The organism is Labrenzia sp. 5N (genome assembly GCF_012395805.1).
Taxonomy (GTDB): Bacteria; Pseudomonadota; Alphaproteobacteria; order Rhizobiales; family Stappiaceae; genus Roseibium; species Roseibium algicola.
On sequence record NZ_JAAZTM010000020.1, the window covers coordinates 907,412 to 931,667 of the forward strand.

22 protein-coding genes are annotated in these 24,256 nt (G+C 58.1%); 11 read left to right on the forward strand and 11 right to left on the reverse strand.

The features are described 5' to 3' along the window. Window positions 1-62 precede the first annotated feature (62 nt). On the forward strand, window positions 63-1,037 hold the full coding sequence (locus HEP89_RS24585; RefSeq protein ID WP_075281569.1) for a DUF808 domain-containing protein: 975 nt from the start codon (window positions 63-65) through the stop codon (window positions 1,035-1,037). A gap of 155 nt (window positions 1,038-1,192) precedes the next feature. Here the strand turns inward: HEP89_RS24585 and HEP89_RS29995 are convergent, their stop codons facing one another. The 3 genes from HEP89_RS29995 to HEP89_RS24600 form a co-directional block, all read right to left on the reverse strand. After that, on the reverse strand, window positions 1,193-1,327 hold the full coding sequence (locus HEP89_RS29995) for a histidine decarboxylase, pyruvoyl type (protein WP_197923289.1): 135 nt from the start codon (window positions 1,325-1,327) through the stop codon (window positions 1,193-1,195). Window positions 1,328-1,474: 147 nt separating this feature from the next. Beyond that, window positions 1,475-2,197, reverse strand: coding sequence for a type 1 glutamine amidotransferase (locus HEP89_RS24595; protein WP_077290096.1), 723 nt, complete (start codon window positions 2,195-2,197; stop codon window positions 1,475-1,477). A 40-nt stretch (window positions 2,198-2,237) separates the two neighbouring features. Beyond that, complete coding sequence (locus tag HEP89_RS24600) at window positions 2,238-2,936, reverse strand: GNAT family protein (protein ID WP_077293089.1); 699 nt, start codon at window positions 2,934-2,936, stop codon at window positions 2,238-2,240. A gap of 236 nt (window positions 2,937-3,172) precedes the next feature. On the opposite strand from HEP89_RS24600, the gene HEP89_RS24605 reads away from it, so the two are divergent. The 3 genes from HEP89_RS24605 to HEP89_RS24615 all read left to right on the forward strand — a co-directional run bounded on the left by HEP89_RS24605 (window position 3,173) and on the right by HEP89_RS24615 (window position 6,523). Next, entirely contained in the window at window positions 3,173-4,330 is a 1,158-nt protein-coding gene (locus tag HEP89_RS24605) for an exo-alpha-sialidase (protein ID WP_168693268.1), read from the forward strand. Between the two features lie 222 nt (window positions 4,331-4,552). Beyond that, complete coding sequence (locus HEP89_RS24610; protein WP_168693269.1) at window positions 4,553-5,947, forward strand: PLP-dependent aminotransferase family protein; 1,395 nt, start codon at window positions 4,553-4,555, stop codon at window positions 5,945-5,947. Between the two features lie 168 nt (window positions 5,948-6,115). Beyond that, window positions 6,116-6,523, forward strand: coding sequence for a DUF983 domain-containing protein (locus tag HEP89_RS24615; protein WP_023003992.1), 408 nt, complete (start codon window positions 6,116-6,118; stop codon window positions 6,521-6,523). 271 nt (window positions 6,524-6,794) lie between these two features. Here the strand turns inward: HEP89_RS24615 and HEP89_RS24620 are convergent, their stop codons facing one another. The 4 genes from HEP89_RS24620 to ndk form a co-directional block, all read right to left on the reverse strand. After that, entirely contained in the window at window positions 6,795-8,894 is a 2,100-nt protein-coding gene (locus HEP89_RS24620) for a molybdopterin oxidoreductase family protein (RefSeq protein ID WP_168693270.1), read from the reverse strand. A 104-nt stretch (window positions 8,895-8,998) separates the two neighbouring features. Continuing rightward, window positions 8,999-9,436 carry an EF-hand domain-containing protein gene (locus HEP89_RS24625; protein WP_168693271.1) on the reverse strand — a complete coding sequence of 146 codons (438 nt, stop codon included), beginning with the start codon at window positions 9,434-9,436 and terminating at the stop codon, window positions 8,999-9,001. 83 nt (window positions 9,437-9,519) lie between these two features. Continuing rightward, entirely contained in the window at window positions 9,520-10,671 is a 1,152-nt protein-coding gene (locus HEP89_RS24630) for a YHYH protein (RefSeq protein ID WP_168693272.1), read from the reverse strand. 170 nt (window positions 10,672-10,841) lie between these two features. Continuing rightward, entirely contained in the window at window positions 10,842-11,264 is a 423-nt protein-coding gene (gene ndk, locus HEP89_RS24635; RefSeq protein WP_031270733.1) for a nucleoside-diphosphate kinase, read from the reverse strand. Between the two features lie 245 nt (window positions 11,265-11,509). Here ndk and HEP89_RS24640 point away from each other — a divergent pair, with 245 nt between their 5' ends. Then, the gene (locus tag HEP89_RS24640) at window positions 11,510-12,403 is read left to right on the forward strand and encodes a DUF4344 domain-containing metallopeptidase (RefSeq protein ID WP_168693273.1); all 894 of its coding nucleotides are present in this window, start codon (window positions 11,510-11,512) and stop codon (window positions 12,401-12,403) included. On the opposite strand, the gene HEP89_RS24645 is transcribed toward HEP89_RS24640, so the two are convergent. Then, window positions 12,388-13,416, reverse strand: coding sequence for an AraC family transcriptional regulator (locus HEP89_RS24645; RefSeq protein WP_168693274.1), 1,029 nt, complete (start codon window positions 13,414-13,416; stop codon window positions 12,388-12,390). The genes HEP89_RS24640 and HEP89_RS24645 overlap by 16 nt on opposite strands. Window positions 13,417-13,569: 153 nt before the next feature. Here HEP89_RS24645 and HEP89_RS24650 point away from each other — a divergent pair, with 153 nt between their 5' ends. The 4 genes from HEP89_RS24650 to HEP89_RS24665 all read left to right on the forward strand — a co-directional run bounded on the left by HEP89_RS24650 (window position 13,570) and on the right by HEP89_RS24665 (window position 18,724). After that, complete coding sequence (locus HEP89_RS24650; protein ID WP_168693275.1) at window positions 13,570-14,640, forward strand: alpha/beta fold hydrolase; 1,071 nt, start codon at window positions 13,570-13,572, stop codon at window positions 14,638-14,640. Window positions 14,641-14,753: 113 nt separating this feature from the next. Further along, window positions 14,754-16,637, forward strand: coding sequence for an ABC-F family ATP-binding cassette domain-containing protein (locus tag HEP89_RS24655; protein ID WP_168693276.1), 1,884 nt, complete (start codon window positions 14,754-14,756; stop codon window positions 16,635-16,637). Next, window positions 16,637-17,335, forward strand: coding sequence for an HAD family hydrolase (locus HEP89_RS24660; RefSeq protein WP_168693277.1), 699 nt, complete (start codon window positions 16,637-16,639; stop codon window positions 17,333-17,335). The genes HEP89_RS24655 and HEP89_RS24660 overlap by 1 nt, the downstream gene beginning before the upstream one ends. Before the next feature lie 162 nt (window positions 17,336-17,497). Further along, on the forward strand, window positions 17,498-18,724 hold the full coding sequence (locus HEP89_RS24665; protein WP_168693278.1) for a hypothetical protein: 1,227 nt from the start codon (window positions 17,498-17,500) through the stop codon (window positions 18,722-18,724). A 25-nt stretch (window positions 18,725-18,749) separates the two neighbouring features. Here the strand turns inward: HEP89_RS24665 and HEP89_RS24670 are convergent, their stop codons facing one another. The 3 genes from HEP89_RS24670 to HEP89_RS24680 all read right to left on the reverse strand — a co-directional run bounded on the left by HEP89_RS24670 (window position 18,750) and on the right by HEP89_RS24680 (window position 21,698). Further along, window positions 18,750-19,142 carry a rhodanese-like domain-containing protein gene (locus HEP89_RS24670; protein ID WP_152506938.1) on the reverse strand — a complete coding sequence of 131 codons (393 nt, stop codon included), beginning with the start codon at window positions 19,140-19,142 and terminating at the stop codon, window positions 18,750-18,752. An 87-nt stretch (window positions 19,143-19,229) separates the two neighbouring features. Then, window positions 19,230-19,682 carry a DNA polymerase III subunit chi gene (locus HEP89_RS24675; protein WP_023003980.1) on the reverse strand — a complete coding sequence of 151 codons (453 nt, stop codon included), beginning with the start codon at window positions 19,680-19,682 and terminating at the stop codon, window positions 19,230-19,232. A gap of 516 nt (window positions 19,683-20,198) precedes the next feature. Then, window positions 20,199-21,698, reverse strand: coding sequence for a leucyl aminopeptidase (locus tag HEP89_RS24680; protein ID WP_062489048.1), 1,500 nt, complete (start codon window positions 21,696-21,698; stop codon window positions 20,199-20,201). A 237-nt stretch (window positions 21,699-21,935) separates the two neighbouring features. Here HEP89_RS24680 and lptF point away from each other — a divergent pair, with 237 nt between their 5' ends. After that, window positions 21,936-23,123: an LPS export ABC transporter permease LptF gene (lptF, locus tag HEP89_RS24685; protein WP_168693279.1), complete on the forward strand. Its 1,188-nt coding sequence runs from the start codon at window positions 21,936-21,938 to the stop codon at window positions 23,121-23,123. Further along, entirely contained in the window at window positions 23,120-24,214 is a 1,095-nt protein-coding gene (gene lptG, locus HEP89_RS24690; RefSeq protein WP_023003977.1) for an LPS export ABC transporter permease LptG, read from the forward strand. The genes lptF and lptG overlap by 4 nt, the downstream gene beginning before the upstream one ends. The last annotated feature ends 42 nt before the right edge of the window (window positions 24,215-24,256 follow it).

The following is a 24,256-nucleotide window of genomic DNA, read 5'->3' on the forward strand; positions in this document are numbered from 1 at the left end:
TGGCCCCTCACCCGGCAACACGCTATATCCTTGCCCCGGACGGACACAGACCTGGAGCTGCCATGAGCGGATTGCTTGCCCTACTGGATGACGTTGCCGCAATCGCCAAGATTGCCGCGGCCTCCGCGGATGACGTGATCGGCCAGGCGGCCAAGGCGGGTGCGAAAGCGGCCGGAGCCGTGATCGACGACGCAGCCGTCACTCCGAAATATGTCGCCGGATTTTCCCCTGCACGCGAAATTCCGATCGTCTGGCGGATCGCGAAGGGATCAATCAAGAACAAGCTGATCTTCCTGCTCCCTGCCGGCCTTCTACTCAATGAGTTTTTACCAGGTATCATTACACCGTTGCTGATGCTGGGTGGCGCCTACCTGTGTTTTGAGGGGGCGGAAAAGATCTATCACATCTTCAAGCCACATCATCATGACGCCGACGAGCCGGAAGGCTTCGTTGCCGACCCGTTGCATCTGGAAGAACAGAAGGTTTCCGGCGCCATCAAGACCGACTTCATCCTGTCGGCGGAAATCATGACGATCGCCCTCGCCGAGATTCCTGAAAGCACCATCTGGATGGAAGCCGCCACGCTTGCAGTGGTCGCAATCGGCATCACCGTTCTCGTTTATGGCTCCGTTGCCTTGCTGGTAAAGGCGGACGACTTTGGCCTGATGCTGACGCGCAGAGGCCGCCTGTCGCTGACCCGCGCCATCGGCCACGGCATTGTGAAAGCCATGCCCGGCTTCATGAAACTGCTGATGACAGTTGGTACCGCCGCCATGCTTTGGGTCGGTGGCTCCATCGTGCTGCATGGTATGGACGTTCTGGGCTTCGGGCAGATCTACGGCATCATCCACGACATTGCCCACAACGTGGCTCATTCGGTACAGGTCGCTCAAGGCTTCCTCACATGGGTGGTAACGGCAAGCCTGGACGGTCTGTTCGGCCTCGCACTCGGCATGCTGCTGATCCCGGTCACCAGCAAGGTGATCCTGCCGGTCTGGCGGCTCGTCAGAGGCAAGTCAGCCGCGAAGAGCCACTGACGTTCCAGCGGTCGGCCCGGAAAAAACAAAGGCAATCGACAGGAGCCAGTCGATTGCCTTTTTCGTGAGAGAGCAAAGCGTAGGATTTTCTGTACGCCGACGAAACCGGGACATGTCAGCCCGACAGCCTGCTCCCAGTCGCTCAAGGTCAGTTCCTAAAACGTATTGAAGCTTGAGGGGCCTTCTGGTTGAGCAAACGTGGTGTAAGGCGCAACGGTAAGTGCCGTACCGACGAAGCCAGACTTCATGATAACATTGGCATAGGCCATGAAGGTGCGGTCATAGGGCACCTACGGGTCCTTGTCGCAGTCAACGATCCGCCACGCCCTTAAACACCTGCAAGCGCGAGAAGTTCAAATTAGCGTTTAGATCCAAATAAAATTCTACCTTCGCAAATTCGAGCATTGCGATTGAACGGGCATGGTTGGCTCTGCAGATCAGGCTTCGGCGTTACCGGGCAACAGCATCCCGAGTTCTTCGCCCGACAGGAACATTGCAAAGAGATCTGCCGCCTTGCTCGCATCAAGAGGCATGGTCTCGATCCGTTTCGGCAGATCAGCGCGCTGCGTGTCGTTCAAAACATATCCGCGCAGCTTCACAATGCCCGCAAGATAGTCCGGATCTATTTCCGGATGCGGTTGGCATGTCAGGATCTGACCAGGCAGATGAAGCCCGGCAATCGGGCAACCTGAACTGCTTGCAACAACTTCAAGCCCCTTGGGCGCCATTGTGACCTGGTCCTGATGCCAGGCATTGAGCACCAGTTTTTCGTGACCGAAACCGCGATAGGTTTCCGGTCCGGCGGTAAATCCCCTGGGCGACCTCTCCACTTTACCACCAAGGGCCTGAGCAATGATCTGGTGACCGAAGCAAACACCGATCAGAGGGCGCTCGCTCTGGTGGATAGCGCGGATAAGTTCCTCAAGCTGCGGAATCCAGTCGTGGTCTTCGTAAGCTCCGTGGCGGGATCCGGTTATCAACCAGGAATCCGCTGCTTCCGGCCCATCGGGGAACTGGCCTGCCTCGACATCATAGGTCGTGAAGGAAAACCCGCGACCGGCCAGCAACTGCCGGAAGCATGCGTCGTAGTCGCCCAATTCCTGTGCCAGTTCGTCGGGGGCATGCCCGGGCTGCAAGATGCCGATATGTCTGGAGTTCATCGATAGGTCTCGTCTGGCGAATCCGGCTGGCGCCGATCGCTCATGATTGACCGCTCTTTGCAGCATCCGCAAGACACGCGCCAAGTTTGCGCTTCTGCTCTCCGGATGGCTCGAAATTCTCCGCGGCCAACCAGGCTTCATAGCCCTTTTTCAGCGCCGGCCATTCCTTGTCGATCATGGAGAACCACGCCGTATCGCGATTGAGACCCTTGACGACAAGATGCTGCCGGAAGACGCCCTCCTCGCTGAAACCGAAACGCAAGGCGGCCTGTCTGGACGGTATGTTGTCGTTGTTGCACTTCCATTCGAAGCGCCGATAACCGAGATCATCGAACACATATTTCATGAACAGATAGAGGGCTTCGGTCGCCCCGCGTCTGCGCGAGATCAGCGGCCCCCAATAGATATTTCCAATTTCGATGACGCCGTTGGCCTCGTCGATCCGCATAAGCGTCTGCCGCCCGGCAACTTTACCGGTTTCCTTGTCCACGATTGCAAAAAACAGCGGATCCTTGCTGGCTGCAGCCTTTTCCACCCACCCGCGGAATTCAGTCTCCGTCTCAGGCGGACACTCAGGAAGCCAGCGGAATTTCTGATCGCCGTCCGGCACATCGGAAGCTTCGAATAGCCCGGACGTATGATGCACCGGGTCAAGCGGCTCCAGAACAACGTAACGGCCCTCAATCGGCTTGTGCTCCGGCCGGGGACGTGCGGTCCAATGGCTAAGGTTTTCAGGCATGATCATCTCCGGAAAGGGCATGGCTTGCTTGCATGTGCCGGCAGTTTGCTACCGGCAGGCTCCCACTGTCTACCGTTTCACTGGTACCGCGAGAAGATCCAGTTCCTCGAGACCAACAGAACCAGTTAGACGTCTCTTTTCCTTTAGGCCACACCACGCCGTAAAGGAGCAACGAAGCCCATCTGCAACCAACAAAACTCGTGTTAAGCTCCACCGGTTTCTGGAGGAGGCAAACCATGACTTCGGGTGTAACGGTGCTTGTCGGAACCACCAAGGGAGCGTTTCTGCTGAACGGTGGAAGTGACCGTGGAGGCTGGAAGGTAAAGGGACCTTTCTGCGATGGCTGGCCGATCAATCACGTGATCGGCGATCCGGAAAGCGGCACGATCTGGGCCGGCGGCGGCGGCGAATGGTCCGGCGCGGGCGTCTGGCGTTCTGTCGACGGCGGCGAGACATGGGAGGTCACCCGACTGACCAAAGGGACGCTCGACGACTGGGCAGCCAATGACCCCGAGACGGCCAAGTTTCTGAATTGGACACCTCAGAACCTGCCTTTTGCGGACGACTTCTCGCAAATCTGGTCGCTCGGGTATGCACACGGCACGCTCTACGCCGGCACCAAGCCTGCAAGATTTCTCGCCAGCCGGGATGGCGGCAAGAGCTTCGCGCATCTGGAGGGGCTTGCCAATCATCCGTCCGCAGACAGCTGGAACCCGGGTGCGGCCGGCCTTGTGCTGCACACGATCGTTTCCGACCCGGACAATCCGAAAAAGCTCTGGATAGGCATTTCTGCCGCAGGCGTTTTCGCCAGCGAAGATGGCGGCATGACGTGGGAGCGACGCAACCGGCTGTCCAACGCGGCCGCCTGTGAGGGACATGATCACCCTGCCTCCCCGCGCGACGGCGAGACCGGCCATTGCGTTCACAACATGATGCGTGCACCTGGCGACAATGACCTGCTTTATCAGCAGAACCACCACGGCGTCTGGCGATCCGCAGACGGCGGGCTCAACTGGGACAACATTACCGACGGCCTGCCCTCCACCTTCGGCTTCCCGATCCGCGTTCATCCGCGAGATCCTGACACCATCTGGACGCTCCCGCTTAACGGAGACACCGAAGGCCGGTTTCCCCCCGGTGCGGCGGCAGCCGTCTGGAAGTCCGATGACGGTGGCCGAACCTGGCGGGACAAGCGCGAGGGCCTTCCGCAGGAAGCCTGCTTCTTCACGGTTCTGCGTCAGGCGATGGGCGGCGACACACGAGACCCCGCCGGGCTCTACTTCGGCACAAACTCAGGCTCGGTTTTCGCCAGCCTGGATGAAGGTGAAACCTGGCAGGAGATTGCCCGCCATTTGCCGACAGTGCTGGCCGTTGAGGTTTTGGACCGAGGATAAAACCAGCTGACATCGGGAAGGCCCTGCTGCCAGCTCGCAGCCACACGTTCGTCACGACCACATCTTCCTGGAAACAAAGACCGTTCAGCACGCGCGCTGTTCGCCAGCCGTCTATTGTTCGCAAGCTCCCCTGGGTGCCCCACCCTGAAGCGAATGATTGGTGACATTCCGGCACGACCTCTGTATACAGTCAATATCCAGTCAATTTGAAAGCAATTCTTCATGACCGAATGGTGTCCGGACCTTTCCGCCAGCAGTGCTCCGCGCTATGCCGCGATCGCGGACGCCATTGAAGAAGATATCCGCACCGGACGCCTTTCGCCTGGAGACCGGCTTCCTGCGCAGCGCCAGTTGGCAGCCCGGCTCGGGCTTGACTTCACCACCGTTGCACGCGGTTACACCGAAGCCCGCAGGCGTGGCGCTATCTCCTCCATGGTTGGCAGCGGCACATTCGTCACCGGCCCCGACAGCGTGCTGGGCGGCGGCGTTGCAACACGTGATGCCAAGCGGCTGTCACCTCCGGACTTTTCCATGAACCTGCCGCCGGAAGTCAGTGACGCTGGCCTGATTGCCCGTATGAAAGAGGGGCTCGCGGCGGTTTCGGCCGACCTCATTCCGCTGCTTCGATACCAGACAATTTCTGAAAAGGACCCGGACCGCCAGGCTGCAGCACGCTGGCTTGCCGGGGTTGGCCTCAAACCCGACCCGGAAGATATACTGTTTGCTCCCGGCGCTCAGGCAGCCCTTGCCGGCATTCTTGCAACGCTTTGTGAGCCGGGTGACCGGATCGCATGCGAAGCAGTCACCTATCCCGGGATCCGCTCCATCTGCGGACAACTCAGACTGGAGCTTTTCGGCTTGCCGAGCGACGAAGAAGGCATTGATCCGGAGGCCTTTCGCAAAGCCTGTCTCGACGGTCGCCTGAAGGTACTCTATCTCAATCCTACTCTGCACAACCCAACCACTCGCACCCTCTCCGAGCAGCGGCGCCGCGACCTTGCCGCCGTCGCGCAGCGCCACGGCGTGCCGATCCTGGAGGATGATCCCTACGGCCAGCTCAGCCGCAAGCAGGTCCCGTCGATAGCCGCTCTTGCTCCGGATATCACCTGGTACATCGGCTCTCTTTCGAAAAGCGTTGGAGCCGGTCTCCGGCTCGCCCACGTCCTTGCCCCGGACCGGAGCGCTGCATGGCAGTTCGCTCGTTCACAGCGCACGTCCAGCGTCATGATTTCCCCGCTCACGACAGCCCTGGCCACGCGCTGGATCGAAGATGGCACTGCCAGAGCCCTGCTTCGGCACATCCGAAGCGAAAGCGCGGCCCGGCAGGAGCTGGCCGCCCGCTATCTGAAAAGCCAGAAATTTGAAGCCGACCCTGACGGATTTCATATCTGGCTTGCCTTGCCGGAAGGCTGGTCTCGTCCGGCCTTTGTCAGCCAGATGAGGAACCAGGCTGTCGGCGTTGTGGAAAGCGACGCCTTCACAATCGCCGGAAAGGCGGATGAATCCGTGCGGCTCTGTCTGGGCGGGCCACATGATCGAGCGCAAATCGATAGCGCGTTCAGGGTCATTTCCGAGGCATTGGCGTCAACGCCGGACAAGACCTCCACCTACTTCTGAACAAAAAAAGACTGCACACATCCCTCTGCCAATCTGCCGCAGGCGATTGGCTTGCCATGCAAGCAATTTGCTTTATCTTTGACTGCAAACATATCCATTCATTCAAATATTGACTGGATTAACGTCTCCGGCTCGAACCGGAAGACCTCTCGCAGGAAAAGGTGTTCCATGACCACTCCACAAAGCTGGCCGCAAATTCCGCCGATCCGCACCGGCATCAAGGGCCGCTGCCCGCGTTGCGGCGAAGGTTCCATCTTCGACGGCTTCCTGAAGCTGAAGCCGAAATGCGACCACTGCGGACTTGATTACAGCTTTGCCGACCCTGCGGACGGGCCCGCGTTTTTCGTGATCTGCTTCGGCTGCATTCCCGCAGTCGCCTTTGCGATCTGGCTCGAAATCGCCTTTACAGCCCCTTACTGGGTGCATTTGGTGACGACCCTGCCGCTGATCCTGGTGACCTGCATTCCTATGCTTCGACCGCTCAAGGGCTGGCTGGTCTCAAGCCAGTATTTCTACAAGGCGGAAGAAGGCAAGCTGGCAACACCGGTTTCCCAATCCTCGGAAAGCCAGGTCTGACGTTCGGAAGCCCCAAGCCGGGCCCATGACCAGACTTTGCCGAGGCAGGCGGTGACATCGGACGGGCGATGCACCGCCTTTTCTTTTCTGAAATTGAGAGGCTATGGAGCAAGTGGCCCATCCTTCGAGACGGTGCTTCGCACCTCCTCAGAATGAGGATGAGTGTGTTGCTCTGCCTGCGTCTGAATGCACGTCCGCCTCATCCTGAGGAGCGAGTTCGCTCTCATCTCGAAGGATGGGCCGCAATTACCTAACAAACCGGCAGTCAGCGTCAGACGGCCCTCACCCACACGGCCGTGTCGTGAAACGCCGCGCCACCATAGGGCGCCACTGGGTCGGCCCCGGTAAGCGTGTTGATGCCGCGGCCGTCCTCGAAAGCATCGTTCGGCCAGATCCCTTCCGAAATCACGGTTCCGGGCGCGACGGTCGCAACATATCGCGCATGCAAAGTCACGACACCGCGCCGGTTGCCCATCTTCACCTTGGCACCGTCTTCGATGCCGAAACGCTCTGCCTCTTCCGGACGCATCCAGACCTCCGGTCGGCCTTCCTTCTTCTTCGAGCTGTCGGTCTCGTTGAACGTGGAATTCAGGAAAGAGCGAGCTGGCGATGTCACCAAGCGGAACGGATGCTGCTCGTCTGCAAGTTCGATGCTGTCCCATTGATCCGGCAACTCCGGCATCGTCTGCCAGGGACCGAAAATTGTGCCATCTTCCGGCTTGTTGGGAGCAGAGGAACGCCCCCAGTCAGCCTTGAAGTGGAACTTGCCGTCTGCGTGACCGAAACCGTTGAGATAATGCGCCGTTTCGAAATCAGGCTGCAGATCAATCCACTTTCCAGCTTCCAGGTCTGCGAGCGTTCCATAGTTGGAATTGCGCAACAGCCAGTCGATATGGTCGCGTGCGCTCATATCGAATCCGGGGTGAGGTTTTGAGTCAACGCGCCTGGCGATCTCGTTGATAACAAATATATTTTCCCTAGGACCTTCCGGCGGCTCAACAGCTTTTGGACCCAGCATCAGATACTGATGTCCGCCGCCTTTATAAAGGTCGTCATGTTCCAGAAACTGGGTTGCCGGCAGCACGATGTCTGCCATCTGCGCTGTCTCTGTCAGGAAATGCTCATGGACGACGGTGAAGAGGTCCTCACGCGCGAACCCCTGCTTTATCAGGTCCTGCTCCGGTGCCACGGAAACCGGGTTGGTATTCTGAATCAGCATCGCTTTCACCGGCGGACCACCAAGCAACGCCGCTTCGTCGCCCGTGAGAATACGGCCGACCAGGCTCTGGTCGAGGGCACGCACAGCCGGATCCTTCAGCGAGCCGGCTTCGATCATTTCCTTGTTGAGCTGATAGATTGCACCGTTGTTGTGGAAGGCGCCGCCACCCTCTTCCTTCCAGCAGCCGGTGACAGCGGCAATGGAACTGGCAGCATGCATGCCGACTGCACCATTGCGGGACCGGGTGAAGCCGTAGCCGAGCCGGAAATAGGTCTTCTTGACCGAACCGATCAGCTGCGCCAGCTCCTCGATTCTTGAGACGTCCAACCCCGTGATCGAGGCAGCCCACTCCGGTGTCTTCGTTTTCAGATGCGCTTCCAGCTCGGCTGGACTATCCGTGTAGGTTTCCAGGTAATCCCGGTCGGCATGGCCGTCGCGGAAAAGCACATGCATGACAGCGCAGGCAAGCGCGGCATCCGTGCCGGGTTTCAGGATGATGCCGATGTCCGCCTGCTTCATCGTCTCGGTCTCATAGACGTCAACAACGATAATGCGCGCGCCGCGTTTCTTGCGGGCGGCAATGGCATGGGTCATCACGTTGACCTGGGTCGCGACCGGATTTGTGCCCCAGATGACTATCTGGTCGGAAACCGCCATTTCACGCGGATCAGGCCCTGCCAACTTGCCGGTGCCGGCAACATAGCCTGTCCAGGCCATGTTGGTGCAGAAACTGTCGAACTGACGCGAGTAGCCCTTGGTATGACGCAGCCGGTGGATACTGTCCCGCTGCACCATCCCCATCGTACCGGCATAGTGATAGGGCCAGACGCTTTCGGCTCCGAATTCGGCTTCCGCAGCCAGGAACTTTTCAGCGATCAGATCCAGCGCTGCATCCCAGGAGATTTCCTCAAAACGGCCTTCACCTTTCTTGCCGGTGCGCCGCAGCGGCTTCAATAGCCGGTCCGGGTGGTAAAGCCGTTCGGGATAGCGCGCGACCTTGGCGCAGATAACGCCTGCGGTATAGGCATTGTCCTTGGCACCATTCAGCCGGCGTACGTCGCCATGCGGATAAAAATGCACCTCCAGCGCGCAGGTCGACGGACAATCGTGCGGACAGGCGGAAAAAGTGCTCTTGGGCGGCTGCTGGGTCATGATGCCTTACTGAATTCCTCGAACATGAGCCCGGCAAGGTTCCCCCAGCGCAGCCACCTGTCAAGTCGGATGGCCGCTTTTACCCATTATCCGGGTAGTTCGTTTCACCCGCGTGGACCGAAATCCGCAACTGTTACGACCCCGTCGCCGTTGCGGTCGATCATTTTGATCCAGGAGGCTGCGTTGTCGAGAAACTCGACTTCAGAAACCTTGCCGTCGCCGTCGATATCATTGACTTCAAGGCGCATGCCGTTTGCCGGGTTTCTTGCACCTTTCCCCATTCCCTTGGGCTCATTCTCTGCCTGATCCTGGGCTCTTGCCTCATCGAAGAGAACATATTCCTCTGCATCCAGAAAACCATCGTCGTTGGCGTCGAAACTGGCAAAGACATTGCCGCGCCGTTCCCGCGCTTCTTCAGCGGTCACTGCACCGTCACCATTCAGATCCCAGTTTTCGATGAAATGCGCCCCAGGCCCTTCTGCGGCAAAACATGAGCCCACGGTTGCCAGAATGAGGGCGGCTCCGAGCGTGATCGATTTCATGTGATTTCCTTTCTTTCCAAGTTTCGAATTTTTGAATGTTTCATTTCCAAAAAAAGTGCGTGGATGTCACGCACTTTTTCCGTTCATCTGCCGCTGCAGGGAGATCTCCCCCCACGCCCGGCTTCCGGCCTTGCGCCGGGTGGAGGACCTCCGTTGCGCGAGCCAAAGCCTGGCCCATGGCCAGATCCAAGGCCCGGGGGCGGTGGGCGACCTCCATGCAGAAAACGTGGCGGGTGTCCGCCCTGCGCCTGAACAAGCATGACGGCAGCCTCGCTGTTGTCCGACAACGCCGCAAAATCGACCGTGGGAAGATCGCGATCGCTCTCGTTCTGGATCTCGCCTCTCATGCCAGCTCGTTTCAAGCGCATGAAGCTGCTGTCTGGGGTGCCCATCCAACAGCGTGGAATGAAAGGAAATGCATCTGTCAGCACATAGTGATACGTGCCGTTCGGATATTCCGGCGTTACCGCAAAACGCCCGTTGCATTGGTCAAGATCGCCGGCGCTGGCAACATAGGCCCAATCCTGTGTGAACTTGCCGTTGTAGCGTCCGCCCGGCCCGCCCGGCCGATTGCCTTTCTTCACCCTGTAGCTGCTGTTCAGCTTCTTGAGCCCCGAGTTCCGCTTGGGGTCGGAATAGCCGTAAGGGCCGTAGATGGGAAAGCCATCCGCGGCAAATCCCAACAAGGCGGGCACTGACCTGCCATCCTTGGAGGTCATGACGCCGGTCGGAATGCCATGATAATGGTAGGTGCCATCCGGTTGGACATGGGCGTTGTACCGGTCAAGACCCAGCTTGCAAGCACCGCCCAGCGCCTCGTAGTTCCATCCCGAGCGACGGTCGTTTTGCCAGAACTCCGCCGTGCCAGGGTCCATGACCACACCGTTTACCGCAATGCCAAAAACCGCCCCCTGCGCCCTGGTTGCACTGGAGTTCTTGTGCGGCACCAAAGGGACCTTCAGATTGTAGTTCTTTTTCGAAATGGAATGCGGGTTCCCGCGGTTGGGAAATTGTCCGGGTGGTTTCACCGGATATCCGTCGGCATGAATATGGCGATAGTTGCTGTCGACTGAAATGTCTGCCGACGCTTCGGCCTTCGGCAGCAAGAGGTTCCAGATTTCCTCCATAACATGCGTCTTCTCGATGGCCTGTTCACCTTCCAGTGGCGCCATGCTGTCATGCGCGGCAACCGGTGCTGCAATCAGCACTCCGGCCAGCGCTATGGATATGCGCATCGCTCTCTCCCGATCTCTTCGCCCACGAATTGAGTATGAGGCCTTTGGAAGCAGAACGCTGTCAGACAATCGCATCAAAGTGTAACGCGATGTAACGGCTGAGAGGTTGCACAAACAGAAAAAGCCGGCCCCGACGGGACCGGCTTTTCAGTCAACTCATTGCCCGCAGGTTAGCCGACGAGTTCAACACCGGAGAACCAGAACGCGATTTCTTCAGCAGCGGTTTCAGCTGCATCGGAACCGTGTACGGAGTTTTCGCCGATGGACAGGGCATAGGACTTGCGGATCGTGCCTTCTGCAGCGTCAGCCGGGTTGGTTGCACCCATGACTTCACGGTTCTTGGCAATGGCATTTTCGCCTTCCAGAACCTGAACGACGGTCGGGCCAGAGGACATGAATTCAGTCAGTTCGCCGAAGAACGGACGTTCCTTGTGAACCGCATAGAAAGCTTCAGCTTCGCGCAGGGACATCCAAACGCGCTTGGAAGCAACGACGCGCAGGCCGGCTTCTTCAAGCTTGGCGGTGATGGCACCGGTCAGGTTGCGCTTGGTGGCGTCCGGCTTGATCATGGAAAACGTGCGTTCAATCGCCATGGTTTCATCTTTCTCGTTTCAGCAGCGGGCCGGCGGAGTGCCGGTTCCGGATTTTTAAAAATTTCGCGGCCTTAATAACGGGGTGCCGTCACGCCCGCAAGGGGGCCGGGTCATGACATTTTGATGTCGGTAACCGGTTTGTGGCTCAATATGGTGCTGGCCAACATACGAACGGCTGCCTAGTCTGCGCGCAAATGCAAAGGTCGAGCGGACGGTTTGCGGCGCTCCTCTTCGGGAATGACACCATGGTCGAACTCTTCGCCATCCTGCCGACGCTGCTTTATGCGGCCGTCGCATCGCTCTGGCTCAGCCTTGCCGCACCCTCGGCGGCGGCCAATACACATGGGACCGAAAGCCCGCAAACTTTCCCCACTTTGGCAGGGCAACTTGCCGCCCTTTCACCCGAACAGCTGGAAGAGCTCTTCGTTTTCGTTGCGGGCAACACGCTGTTCACGCTCTACCACGAAAGCGGACATATGCTTGTCTCGGAACTGGAACTTCCAGTTCTGGCCCAGGAAGAAGATGCCGTCGACAATCTGGCCACCGTTTCCATGCTCGGCGCGGACACCGACGACATGGATCTTTATCTCACACAGGCGATGATCGGTTGGTTCCTGATTGCCGAGGAAGACTACGACGACCTGGTTTTCTACGATGAGCACGATCTGGACCAGCAACGCGGCTACAAGATGCTGTGCCTGATGGTAGGGGCCGACGAAGACGCCTTTCTGGATCTTGCCAGAGACCTGGAGTTGTCGGAGGAGCGGATCGAAAGTTGCGCCTTCGACTATGAACAGGCCTCGGCTTCGTGGGAAATCGTGACCGATCCTTATCTGAGGGACAGCGATACGCCTGGGGGCAAGATCAAGGTCGTCCACGATCCGGCAACAAGAGACCTGGAAGCCATGGCCGTTTTCCTGAAGGAAAGCGGACTGGTGGAGATGGTCGCCAAGGAATTCGACACTTTCTACGAGCTGCCGAAGACAGTCACCTTCCGCTCGACCGCCTGTGGCGAGGAAAATGCATTCTGGGATCCGGAGACGCGGGAAGTGATCCTCTGCCATGAACTTCTCGCCGGCCTGGCCGAGATCTATCTGAGTGTTCCGGAAGAAGATGAAAAAGCTCAGAGCGAGGACTGAGCATTCTTGCGATAAGCGCCTGGCGCTTCGCCATATGCCTTCTGGAATTCCCTGTAGAAGTTCGAACGGGTCAAAAATCCGGCCCGCTCCTGTATCCGGCCGACAGGCTCATCCGTCGTAACCAGCAGTCGTTCCGCTTCCGTGAGGCGGACCAGATTGACGAACTGGCTGACATTGACGCCTTCAACTGCGTTGACGGCTCTGGATAGATCCCGATCAGGAACCCCGACCCGCCGGGCCAGCCGCGTAAGTGTGAGCGATGGATCCCGGAAGAACTCCTGGTCGATCAGAACCGTTCTAGCAGCTTCAACCAGTTCTGCCTGTCGCGCTTCGCTTGCAGCAAACTCCTTCCCAGTATTCCGGGATCGCCCGAACCGAGTGCCTAGAAATCCAATGGCGGCTCCCACTGCGATCACCAGGAAAAACAGGCTTGCCCCGGAAATAGCCAGAGCTGCTGCGCCCTGTTTTTCTTGCGCAAACAGATACGCGACGAGAGCATCGATCAGGAGCGTGGCCACCATGACCAATATGGAGAAGAGAAGCAGCTTGTGCAGCAGACCGCCCATGTTGGTCGGCGCCTCGGCAAAGACGTCCTGCCCGTTGATCCAGATTCGTGCGAGAGCCAGCGAATAGACCGCATAGCTCATCCCGATCACCCCATCGACATACCCGGTCACCGGCACCGGCAAATTCAACGCTACCGTCAAAATGGCTGCCGCCCCAAGGTTCCAAGCAATCAGTCGCCGGGCTCTTTCGGCGGGTACCGTGAGGGAAATGAAGGCCAGATAAATGAGCGGCGCTATCCACACGGGCAGAACCCGTTGAACCGCAAGAAACTCGAAATGCCCATAGGCAAAACGCATTCCGACCAGGGACGCCTCGACCGCCATCAGGCAAAACACGCCGGCGAACATTCCGCGAGCCTGTCCAGGCAGAGACCGCCAGGCCAGGGTTGCCAGGGCGAGCCCTGCGAACAGTGCGGCAAGCAGGAAAGACACCGGAATGCTGATCATCGTTGGTCCAAAGCGCTCGGCTGTGGTGACAAAACACCTTGCAGGTCCTGTCCTTTATCACGTTTGAGGACAGGACATCGCCTCCGAGGCAATTGTCAACAGGTCTGGCGAAGCGCATCTCAGGGACTTCTTGCTAACACCCCTGGAGGTTCCATGTATCCGTCATCCAACCGCCTCTTTTGGCCCATCCGGCTGTGCTGGTTTGCTGCGTCACTTGCCGGTGTCTTAGGGCTCGCGTCAAGTGCGCTTGCCGAGGACACACTTCGCTACGGGCCGGGTGTCACCAAGATCACCGTCGAAGATGCGCGCAAAGACCGGCCCCTTGAAGGTGACATCTGGTATCCAACCGCAACGCCAGACATTCTACCCCGGGCAGACACGAGCAAAGTCTGGCAAATGGCGCTGGCCGATCCTGACGGCAAAGCCGCCGAAGGCATATTTCCGCTCGTTGTCGTATCGCACGGTATGTACGGCAACACGTTCAACCAGGCCTGGCTCGGCTCCGAACTTGCCCGGCGCGGCTATTTCGTTGCCATGGTCAATCATCCGGGCACCAGCTCTTTCCTGCGCGATCCCGACCAAACCCGCAAGCTCTGGGAGAGGCCCGTCGATCTGTCTCGCCTTATCAGCTTCCTGATCGAGGACAGCCCTTACAAGGACAGGATCGACCCGGAACGGATCTATGCGGCCGGCCATTCCCTCGGCGGCTTCACAGTCCTGCTTTTAGCTGGCGCTGAATTCGAACCTGACCGGTATGAGCGTGAGTGTTCGGGTGAGAAACTGCCGGTTGCCTGCCAAGTGCTGACCGGTTGGTCTATCGCGAAAACGGAGGCCGACCGGAGCGAGATGGCAAAATCTAGAAAGGACCCGCGGCTGACCAAGGTCATCAGTCTGGATCTTGGTGGAACTCCGGTCCTTTCCCGCGACAGCCTGAGCGCCATCGACATCCCGGTTCTCGTTCTGGGTTCGCAGCGTGCCGACATGCTGAACCAGGAGATCGAGTCGCGAGCGCTGGCCGCTGCCCTGCCGGCCGACAAGGTCCACTATGTGGAAATGTCTGATGCCGGGCATTTCGACTTCATGGGTGTGTGCAAGCCGGAAGGGTTTGCCATCCTGGAAGAATATGAGCCGGGCGACGAAATCGTATGCATCAAAGGCAACAAGGAACGCGAAGAGCAACATCAACGTATCCTCGCGGAAATTCTTGCCTTCCTGGAACATTGAGACAGGGCGCGGCGGGCTCAAAAGTGCAGCAATGCCACAGCCTGCTGCCCGAACGAGGTTTTGCTCCGGTTTCCGCTTGCATCCGCAGGGGCGCTCCGCCAAACATCCGCTTCATGTTGCAGATTACGGACCTTACATATCGGATCGGAGACCGCCTCCTGATCGACAGAGCCAGCGTTACGCTTCCCGGCAAGGCCAAGACAGGTCTTGTCGGTCGAAACGGTGCGGGCAAATCAACACTTTTCAAGATCATCACCGGTGATCTTTCCACCGAGACAGGCTCTGTGCAGATCCCGAAGCGTGCGCGCATCGGTCAGGTCGCACAGGAAGCGCCGGGGACGGAAGAAACCCTGATGGAAGTGGTGCTGGCCGCGGACAAGGAACGCAGCCAGCTGCTGGCAGAAGCCGAAACACAGACAGACCCTGCCCGGATTGCCGAAATCCACACACGGCTCGCCGACATCGGCGCCCACACGGCTGAAGCCAGGGCAGGCTCGATCCTGTCCGGCCTTGGCTTTGATGCCGCCGCGCAGCAAAGGCCGTGTTCGTCGTTTTCGGGCGGATGGCGCATGCGCGTTGCCCTGGCTGCGGTTCTTTTTTCCGAACCCGACCTTCTTCTGCTCGACGAGCCGACGAACTATCTCGATCTTGAAGGCACGATGTGGCTGGAAAACTATGTTGCCCGCTACCCGCATCAGGTGCTTCTGATCTCCCACGACAGAGACCTTCTGAACAAGGCTGTCGACAGCATCGTCCATCTCGACCGGGGCAAGATGACCTACTACTCCGGTGGCTATGACAGTTTCGACAGGCAACGTCGCGAAGCGATGATCCTTGCCGAAAAGGCAAAGGAAAAGCAGGACGCCCAGCGCAAGCACATGCAAGCGTTTGTCGACCGGTTCCGCTACAAGGCCAGCAAGGCCCGGCAGGCGCAGTCACGCCTGAAAATGCTTGAAAAGATGCAGCCGATTGCCGCCCTCACGGATGAGAGCAGCAAGCCGATCCATTTCCCCGATCCGGACAGCCAGCTGGCGCCGCCCATCCTGAAACTCGAAGGTGTGGCGACCGGCTATGGCGATACCAAGATCCTGTCGCGGCTGACGCTGAATATCGACACCGACGACCGGATTGCGTTGCTGGGCGCCAACGGCAACGGCAAGTCGACATTCGCCAAGCTGATTTCCGGACGCCTGGGCGCCATGGATGGTGAGATCACCAAGGCGTCGAAGCTGAAAATCGCCTTCTTCGCGCAGCACCAGCTTGACGAGCTCAAGCCTGCTGAAAGCGCCGTTGCGCATGTGCGTACCCTCATGCTCGATGCTCCGGAGGCAAGGGTTCGGGCTCGTGTCGCACGCATGGGTCTTCCGACCGACCGGATGGACACGCCCGCGAAAGATCTGTCTGGTGGTGAAAAAGCCCGCCTGCTCCTGGGGCTGGCGACATTTGACGGTCCGCATCTGCTGATCCTCGATGAACCGACCAACCACCTCGACATCGACAGCCGGGAAGCGCTCGTGATGGCGCTGAACGACTTTCAGGGAGCCGTCGTGCTGATCAGCCACGACAGGCATCTCGTCGAGGCTTGCGCCGACCGGCTATGGTTGGTGGCAGACGGCAAGGTGGAACCCTATGACGGCGACATGGAAGACTATCGCCGACTGATCCTGCAAGGTCCCGAGGCGGTTCAGAAAGCCCGTGACAAGGCCGCTGCGGAAGCCGACAAGGCAAATGCGCAAGAAAAACGCCGCGATGCTGCCGTAAAACGCGAACTTCTGAAGCCGCTCAGACAGAAGATCGATGCCGCTGAAAAGGAAATGAAGCGCCTGCAGGAAAAGATCATCAAGCTGGACGAAGCCCTTGCCGATCCGGAATTCTTCACGAGGGAACCGGAACGGGCTGCGAAATTCGCCAAGGAACGGGCCTTCTGCGAGAAGAAGCTGATCAATACCGAAGAGGAATGGCTGGAGCTTTCCGCCGAATTCGAGGAGGCTTCCTGATGGCCAAGATCACAACACTCGGCTTCGATGCAGACGATACGCTCTGGCACAACGAACGGGTGTTCAGGCTGACGGAAGAACGGTTCGCCTCATTGCTCGGCGACTACACCGACAAGGATCACCTGGCCGAGCGGCTGCTGGCCGCGGAAAAACGCAATGTCCTGCATTACGGCTACGGCGTTAAGGGCTTTACCCTTTCCATGATCGAGACAGCGATCGAAGTCACCGACAGGCAGGTGCCCGCCGATGTCATCGCCGAAATCCTGGAAGCCGGGCGAGAGATGATGTCCCATCCCGTCGAGCCTCTCCCTTACGTTGAAGAAACGCTGAAAAAGGTGAAGGCGTCTTTCAAGCTGGTCCTGATCACCAAGGGGGACCTGTTCGACCAGGAACGCAAGGTGACGGCCTCCGGCCTCGATGTCTATTTCGACGCAATCGAGATTGTTTCAGAAAAGACCGACGAGACATACCGCTCACTGTTTTCACGTCACGGCAGTGGCCCGGGTGAAGCGCTTATGATCGGCAATTCGCTGAAATCGGACATCCTGCCGGCGCTGGACGCAGGAGCATACGGTGCTCACGTGCCCTATGACCTGACCTGGGCACTGGAAGAGGCGGACGAGCCAAGTGGCCATGACCGGTTTTACCGATTGGACCACATCGGCAAGGTGCCGCAACTGCTCGCTCGTCTGAGTTGAATTGCGGTATTTCGACCGAAAAATTCCTGTCGGAAGTGAAACCAATTAAAGTCTGACGGGTTGTCGTAAGTGAACATTCAGACACTGCGGGCACGTTTGCGGAGTTACCGCGGGCGTTTTCGCAAAGCTCGATTTTTCGCACGCTTCAGACCAGGATACGTAATGTCTCTCTCCAGAACCGTCACCCTATTCCTTGGCGCAACAGCGCTCGTCGTTGCCCCTTCCCTGTCGCCGGATGTGCCTTCACTTTCCTTCCATGTGGACAAGGCGTTCGCCAAGAATGGCAACGGAAACGGCAATGGTGGTGGCGGCGGCGGCAATGGTGGCGGCAACAAGGGAAATTCCGGCAACAAGGGCAATAGCGGCAACTCCAACCGCGGTGGGAACTCCGCTTCCAACGGCAACGGCAACAAGGGCCTTGGCATCTTCAACCGCGGCAATGGTTCCAAGCAGGCCAAGTCGAACAACGGCAACGGAAATGGAAAAGGCCTCGGCGGCTTTCTGAATTCCGTATTCGGAACCGAAAATTCAAAGAGCTCCGGCAAGCGTCAGACCGCCTCCAGAGGCAATAGTGGCACCGCGAGCCATCGGCTTCCAAAGGCTGAACGCGCGACACTGGCAAGCATTGCCGTGACCCCACAGGCAAGCCCTGCAGGCAAACCGAAGAACTTCAATGCAAAGCTTGGCCGGTTGAATTCCCTCAATCGCAATTACCACGCCTATATCAATTCCAACGACCCGCATCTGGCGGCCATCCAGGCCTACATAAATGACAGCCTTGCCTACGAGCGGCTTTCCGCAGATCTGCAAGGCCTCGAACAGGACCTCCTGACCGCACGTACGCTGTTCGACGGGTTGCTTCAGGACGTGGACAGCTATGACGGCTTCGCCTACGAAGGCCTGACCTCGCAACAGCTCGAAGACCGACTAGCCGAACTTGAAAGCCTGGATACGGCTGAATTGTCAGATGACGAGCTGACCGCTCTCGAAACTGAAAGACTGGCGCTTGAAACTGCTCTTCAGAGCGACGCCTATTCGGATTTCAAAACGGCTGAAGCCAACTACGAAACGGAAAAGACCGGCCTGGATGGGCTGGCCGCTGATGTCTCTGACGAAGCGCTGGAAGAAGCACTTCTGGCGATGGCAAACGAGAACCGCGTCCGGGAATATGGCGACGACTACGTCGACGAGGAAATGCTCGACTGGGCCAAGCAGGTTCTCGGGGTTGGCGATTACGACGGCAAGATCGATGAAATCCGCGAAGCAACCGAGACCGCGGACGACGGCACGGACCCGATTGATCCCGATGAAACCGCCGTCAACGACGATGGTACGGACGGTTCGGACGCCGATCCGGATGAACTGCGCCTGATCTCGACGTCCAACTAGCACCAATACGGCGGGGCGGTCTGTTTCAGTCCTTTTGTTCGACAGGACCGCCCTTCTCGACCCAGTCTGCGAACCCATCGGTCAGATGGGCAGCTTCAAAGCCCATATCCTGAAGCGTCGCGACAGTGAGTGCAGAGCGCCAACCTGCGGCGCAATGGAAGATGAAGCGTTTTTCCTGCGAGAAGACCTCCTTGTGATAGGGGCTCTCCGGATCCACCCAGAACTCGATCATGCCGCGTGGGCAATGAATGCTGCCCGGAATGAACCCAAGCTTCTGACGTTCACGCACGTCTCGCAGGTCTACGAATACCACATCCGGATCTCCTACCAGGGCGATGGCAGCGTCGGTGTCGACTTCCTCAATCCGCGCCTTGGCTTTGGCGACCATGTCGGCCGATGATATCTTCAGCTTCTTCATGAGGTTTTCCTCCAATATCGGCATCGCGCACCGGTGCGCGCCTCACTTCTTAAAAGATTGCTTGCCCATCTCAGGGTCTGTGCCGGCCTAGGCCTTGCGTTCCCAACCGCCGGCTTCGGTCTGTTGCCAGTAAGCGATTTCAAACCCTTCCGCCTTGGCTTCCTTCCAGCGATTGCGCGCTTCCTGAACAGCCTCGGTATCGTTGCCATCAAACATGTAGATCGCCCGCTTGTAGGCGCTCAGCGGTGGCGGCGCTGCCCTGTCCACCAGGAAGCGCACGTCGGCTTCGTTCGGATTATCCTGTTCGGACGTGAGGTATATCGGCTGATGTTCGGCGTAACCGTCTGCCTTGGTGCCATGTGGCAGAAAACCGTCGTCGGTAAAGGTCCACAAATGGGCATCAAGGGCACTGCATCGCTCCTCGGTTCCCGTTTGCACGACAACTTTCCAATCCCGCTCCAGGCACTTTTGCAAAAGCTGCGGCAAAGCCATCTCCAGTGGCTTGTGCAAAAGGTGATAGAATACAACTTCAACGCTCATGCCGGACCCTGTCTAGACACATCCTTGTACCTTCGCTTTCCGTTTTCCAAAGCCATGCCGGAATGTGGTGCAGGCCTGCAACACTTGCCTGTTCAAATTCCCCCGACGGCAAACATGACATGGACAGGCCATAAGACTCGTATCATTAACCCTTCGAAAATGTCGATTGGCTAGGGTTCGTCCCCGGGGACGATCCAATGATCATTTGATTTGGCCATGGATCAAAAAATTTGGCTGGTGAGCGGTTTTCCCGAGCCGGCGCAAAAGGGGATTTGGTGAATGCTTGCGCGTGTCGTTGTGTTTTTCGCATTGGTTGCTGTCGTTGCAGGCGCGACACTTGGCATGGGTCTTCTGGTTGAACCGGCAACGGCCTGCCAGACCTACAAGACCTGCTGATCCAGGGTCGACAGTCAGTTATGAAAAACCCGCCTTTCCGGCGGGTTTTTCTTTACCCAGCGGCATTCCAGTCCTGGCGCCCTCCACCAGTAGAAAATGCGAAGGGCGCCAAGATGGACCTCAGCCTTCGTAGTGATCCGCGACAAGCTGGTTGAGCAGACGCACGCCATAGCCCGAAGCCCAGCTCTGGCAGATATCGTCCTTCGGAGCGCCGAATGCGGTTCCGGCGATGTCCAGATGCGCCCAGGGCACATCATTCGTGAAACGCTGCAGGAACTGGGCAGCGGTGATGGACCCGGCCCAGCGGCCACCGGTGTTCTTGACGTCTGCGTTGGGCGTATCGATGATCTTGTCGTATTCCTTCGACAGCGGCAGGCGCCAAAGCGGCTCACCGCTCGACTTGGCAGATGACAACAACTTGTCTGCCAGAGCGTCGTTGTTGGAAAAGAGACCAGCATTCAGATTGCCGAGAGCGACAAGCACGGCACCGGTGAGCGTTGCCAGATCGATCATGATCGCCGGTTTGTACTTTTCCTGCGTGTACCAAAGCGCGTCGGCAAGAACCAAACGGCCTTCCGCATCGGTATTCAGGATCTCGATCGTGGTTCCGGACATGGCGGTGACGATGTCACCTGGTCGTTGCGCATTACCGTCCGGCATGTTTTCCACGAGGCCGATGACACCGATCACGTTTGCCTTGGCCTTGCGGCCCGCGATCGCATGCATGGCGCCGATGACTGCGGCAGCTCCGCCCATGTCGCCTTTCATATCTTCCATGCCCGCGGCCGGCTTGATGGAGATGCCGCCAGTGTCGAACACCACGCCCTTGCCGACGAACGCAACCGGAGCTTCGCCCTTCTTGCCTCCGTTCCAGCGCATCACGGCCAGCTGCGGTGGGCGGGTCGAGCCTTGGGAGACGCCAAGCAATGCAGCCATCTTAAGCTTCTTCATTTCCTTTTCGCCGAGAACCTCGACTTCGACACCAAGGGCCGTCAGTTCCTTGGCCTTCTCGGCAAACTCCACCGGACCCAGCACATTCGCCGGTTCGTTCACAAGGTCGCGGGCCAGAATCACGCCGTCGGCAATAGCTTCAGCAGAAGACCAGGCCTTCTTTGATGCCTTGGGATCGGCAACGGCCAAGGTCACCTTCATGTTCTTGGGTTTGTCATCGTCTTTCTTGGCAGTCTTGTAGGTGTCAAAGGCATACGCCCGCAGCTTCACGCCCATTGCGAACTCTGCTGCCAATACACCGGACGGATCTGCATCGCCCGGGACATCCAGAAGCACCGTTGCTGCGTCTGCCTTGGTCTTCTGCAATTCTGCAAACACCGCGCCGCCAAAAGCCCGCCAATCGTCGCCAGTCAACTCGCCGGCATCGCCAACGCCGAATACGATCAGCCGGTCGAGACCCGATCCGGCAGGAGCGACCAGATCAAGACTTGCCTTCTTCTTCCCGGTGAAACCTGCGATACCGGCCGAACGTTGCAAGCCTCCCTCGAGACCCGAGACAACTTCTGCGGCAACTGGCCCGAGGCTAAGGTCGCTACCGGCCAGGATTACGGCCACCCCACCCTTCGGCGTTTCGGCCTTGGAGAAGTTCAGTTTTGCAAGCTTGGTCATGCTTCGGTCCCGTTGGTTTTTCTGGTTGGAGCGGTTGGGCAGTGGAAAGAAAAGGCGCCCTATCCCGTAGATTGTGATTTTCCTGTCAAATCATGGGGTTTCAACAGCTTTTCGGCAAGGGCGACAAAAATTAATGTATATTTACCATTCTTATTCATGCGCCATTCACCACATTCCGTGTTATTCGGTCTCAGGCCGATTATCGTCATTTTTGCAGGGACATGTACCGGCACCGTTATGAAAACGCTTGAACGTTACATCATCCGCCGGACTGTTTACGCTTTCACCCTCACGATTGCAGCGATGACGGGTGTGGTTTGGGCAACCCAGGCCTTGCGCCAACTGGACCTGGTGACCTCAAAGGGTCAGACCATTGTCCAGTTCATTGGCATAACCATGCTTGCCCTGCCCTTCCTGATCGTCATCGTAGCTCCGTTCGCCCTGATGATTGCGCTGATACTGGTTCTAAACTCCTTGTCGGGCGACAGTGAGCTGATCGTGATCGATGCCAGTGGCGGCTCCAGGTTCCTTGTCTTGAAACCGGTCATGCTCTTTGCCTTCGTGGTCATGTTGCTGACCGCGAGCATGTCACTTTATGTGGCTCCGACAGGACTGGCTCAGCTGCGCACCGAGATTACCCGCGTGCGCGCAGACCTTGTTGCCAACATCGTCAAGCCGGGCCGCTTCATCACCGTCGAGGACGGATTGACGTTCCATATCCGCAACCGTTCAGGCAAAGGCACTCTTGACGGTCTTTTAATGCACGACACCCGCGACCCGGAGACGGCCTTTACCTATCAGGCAGACACCGGGCTGATCGTCGAAGCTGCCGATCGCACGCTTCTTGTCATGCAGAACGGAACAATTCAAAGACGTCCAAAGCAGCAGGGCGATATTTCGATCGTTCGCTTCCAGTCCTATGCATTCGATCTGTCGAACCTTATTCCTGAAGCAGGCGAGCCAGTGTTCAAAGCCAGTGAGCGGACCACCCTTAACCTGATGTCACCAGGCAGGAACGACGAATATGCGCTGAAGAATCCGGACAAGTTGGCGCAGGAGCTCCACGAACGCTTCAGCCAGCCGCTTTACTGTCTTTCCTTCGGCCTGATCGTGTTCGCGTTTCTCGGCAAGGCCAGAACGACACGCCAGGGGCGCGGGTTCGCCGTGCTCGGGGCAATCTGTTCCTGTGTCCTGTTGAGGACCACGGGCTTCGGCGTAACCGCCATTTCCGGTGGTTCCACCGCGCTTCTCAGCCTGCTTTACATTGTTCCCGTTGCGGGCGCGATGTTCGCCCTCGTCTCCATCTTCCGCGAACAAGGCGGGTCGCAGCCACGCTGGCTGGTCGATCTGCAACATTCTGTTCAGGACAGGATTGATGCACTGAGTGATCGCTTGAACGGTCGCAAGCCGGGAGGCGTCGCATGATCCTTGGACGGACCCTGTCGCTGTATTTTTCAGGGCGTTTCCTGAAGGCTATCCTCGGTCTCTTCCTGTTTGCCGCCGTCCTGATCTATCTGTTCGACGTCCTGGAACTTGTTAGACGTGGTGGTGACCGCGAAGGATTTTCCGTCCTGCGCGTTGCCATGATCTCGGCCTTGCGGGTGCCTCTGCTGCTGGAACAGGTCATTCCCTTCACCGTCCTGTTCGGTGCAATTGCTGCCTTCGTGACGCTGAGCCGTGGCCTGGAACTGGTCGTGGCACGGGCTTCCGGCATCTCGGTCTGGCAGTTTTCCCTTCCCGCCATCCTTGTCGGGATCGTTCTCGGCATCCTGTCCATCACTGTCTACAATCCTGCGGCTGTCTGGTTTCAGCAGAAATCGGACGAGGCAGCTGCCGGTTTGTTCGGCTCGGAACAGAGTTTCCTTTTGCAGTCCTCGAACGACGTTTGGGTTCGGCAGGACGGCCTGGACGGAGAATCGGTGTTGCTTGCCAAGCAATTGCTGGAAGGCGGCACGCTGCTGCAGGGCGTCACCATTTTCACGTTCGACAAGGACGGTACCTTCCGCGAGCGGATCGAAGCTGACGAAGCGCGGCTCGGAGACCAGATCTGGTACCTGGACAATGCCATCGTCTACACGACCGAACAGGATCCACAGCCTTACGGGCAATATCAGATCAGCACATTCCTGACTGCGACTGAAGTTCGTGAAAGCATCGGATCCCCCGAATCGATTTCGTTCTGGAATTTGCCTCGTTTCATCGAACTGGCCAGAAACGCTGGGTTACCTGCCTATCGCTACAATTTGCAGTATCAGACTCTCCTCGCCCGCCCGCTTCTTTTGGTCGCTATGATTTTGATCGCAGCGGCGGTTTCCCTTAAAGTTTCGAGGTTTGGCGGTTTGGGAAGTATGATTCTGGGTGGAATCCTTTCCGGGTTCGTGCTTTACGTTCTAACCGAACTTGCCAAGGACTTCGGGGGTGCGGGTATTGTCCCTCCCTTGGTGGCGGCCTGGGCGCCGGGAATATTTGGAGTACTCATGGGTTTGACAATTCTCTTGAATCAGGAAGACGGGTAAAGCGATGACTTTTCCGGTTTTTCTGACAACAGAGACTTGGGC

Excerpts from the sequence above, each read along its gene's own strand:
- HEP89_RS24585 (WP_075281569.1), top strand. The coding sequence starts at position 63 with ATGAGCGGATTGCTTGCCCTACTGGATGACGTTGCCGCAATCGCCAAG.
- HEP89_RS24595 (WP_077290096.1), bottom strand. The coding sequence starts at position 2,197 with ATGAACTCCAGACATATCGGCATCTTGCAGCCCGGGCATGCCCCCGAC.
- HEP89_RS24600 (WP_077293089.1), bottom strand. The coding sequence starts at position 2,936 with ATGCCTGAAAACCTTAGCCATTGGACCGCACGTCCCCGGCCGGAGCAC.
- HEP89_RS24605 (WP_168693268.1), top strand. The coding sequence starts at position 3,173 with ATGACTTCGGGTGTAACGGTGCTTGTCGGAACCACCAAGGGAGCGTTT.
- HEP89_RS24610 (WP_168693269.1), top strand. The coding sequence starts at position 4,553 with ATGACCGAATGGTGTCCGGACCTTTCCGCCAGCAGTGCTCCGCGCTAT.
- HEP89_RS24615 (WP_023003992.1), top strand. The coding sequence starts at position 6,116 with ATGACCACTCCACAAAGCTGGCCGCAAATTCCGCCGATCCGCACCGGC.
- HEP89_RS24620 (WP_168693270.1), bottom strand. The coding sequence starts at position 8,894 with ATGACCCAGCAGCCGCCCAAGAGCACTTTTTCCGCCTGTCCGCACGAT.
- HEP89_RS24625 (WP_168693271.1), bottom strand. The coding sequence starts at position 9,436 with ATGAAATCGATCACGCTCGGAGCCGCCCTCATTCTGGCAACCGTGGGC.
- HEP89_RS24630 (WP_168693272.1), bottom strand. The coding sequence starts at position 10,671 with ATGCGCATATCCATAGCGCTGGCCGGAGTGCTGATTGCAGCACCGGTT.
- ndk (WP_031270733.1), bottom strand. The coding sequence starts at position 11,264 with ATGGCGATTGAACGCACGTTTTCCATGATCAAGCCGGACGCCACCAAG.
- HEP89_RS24640 (WP_168693273.1), top strand. The coding sequence starts at position 11,510 with ATGGTCGAACTCTTCGCCATCCTGCCGACGCTGCTTTATGCGGCCGTC.
- HEP89_RS24645 (WP_168693274.1), bottom strand. The coding sequence starts at position 13,416 with ATGATCAGCATTCCGGTGTCTTTCCTGCTTGCCGCACTGTTCGCAGGG.
- HEP89_RS24650 (WP_168693275.1), top strand. The coding sequence starts at position 13,570 with ATGTATCCGTCATCCAACCGCCTCTTTTGGCCCATCCGGCTGTGCTGG.
- HEP89_RS24655 (WP_168693276.1), top strand. The coding sequence starts at position 14,754 with ATGTTGCAGATTACGGACCTTACATATCGGATCGGAGACCGCCTCCTG.
- HEP89_RS24660 (WP_168693277.1), top strand. The coding sequence starts at position 16,637 with ATGGCCAAGATCACAACACTCGGCTTCGATGCAGACGATACGCTCTGG.
- HEP89_RS24665 (WP_168693278.1), top strand. The coding sequence starts at position 17,498 with ATGTCTCTCTCCAGAACCGTCACCCTATTCCTTGGCGCAACAGCGCTC.
- HEP89_RS24670 (WP_152506938.1), bottom strand. The coding sequence starts at position 19,142 with ATGAAGAAGCTGAAGATATCATCGGCCGACATGGTCGCCAAAGCCAAG.
- HEP89_RS24675 (WP_023003980.1), bottom strand. The coding sequence starts at position 19,682 with ATGAGCGTTGAAGTTGTATTCTATCACCTTTTGCACAAGCCACTGGAG.
- HEP89_RS24680 (WP_062489048.1), bottom strand. The coding sequence starts at position 21,698 with ATGACCAAGCTTGCAAAACTGAACTTCTCCAAGGCCGAAACGCCGAAG.
- lptF (WP_168693279.1), top strand. The coding sequence starts at position 21,936 with ATGAAAACGCTTGAACGTTACATCATCCGCCGGACTGTTTACGCTTTC.
- lptG (WP_023003977.1), top strand. The coding sequence starts at position 23,120 with ATGATCCTTGGACGGACCCTGTCGCTGTATTTTTCAGGGCGTTTCCTG.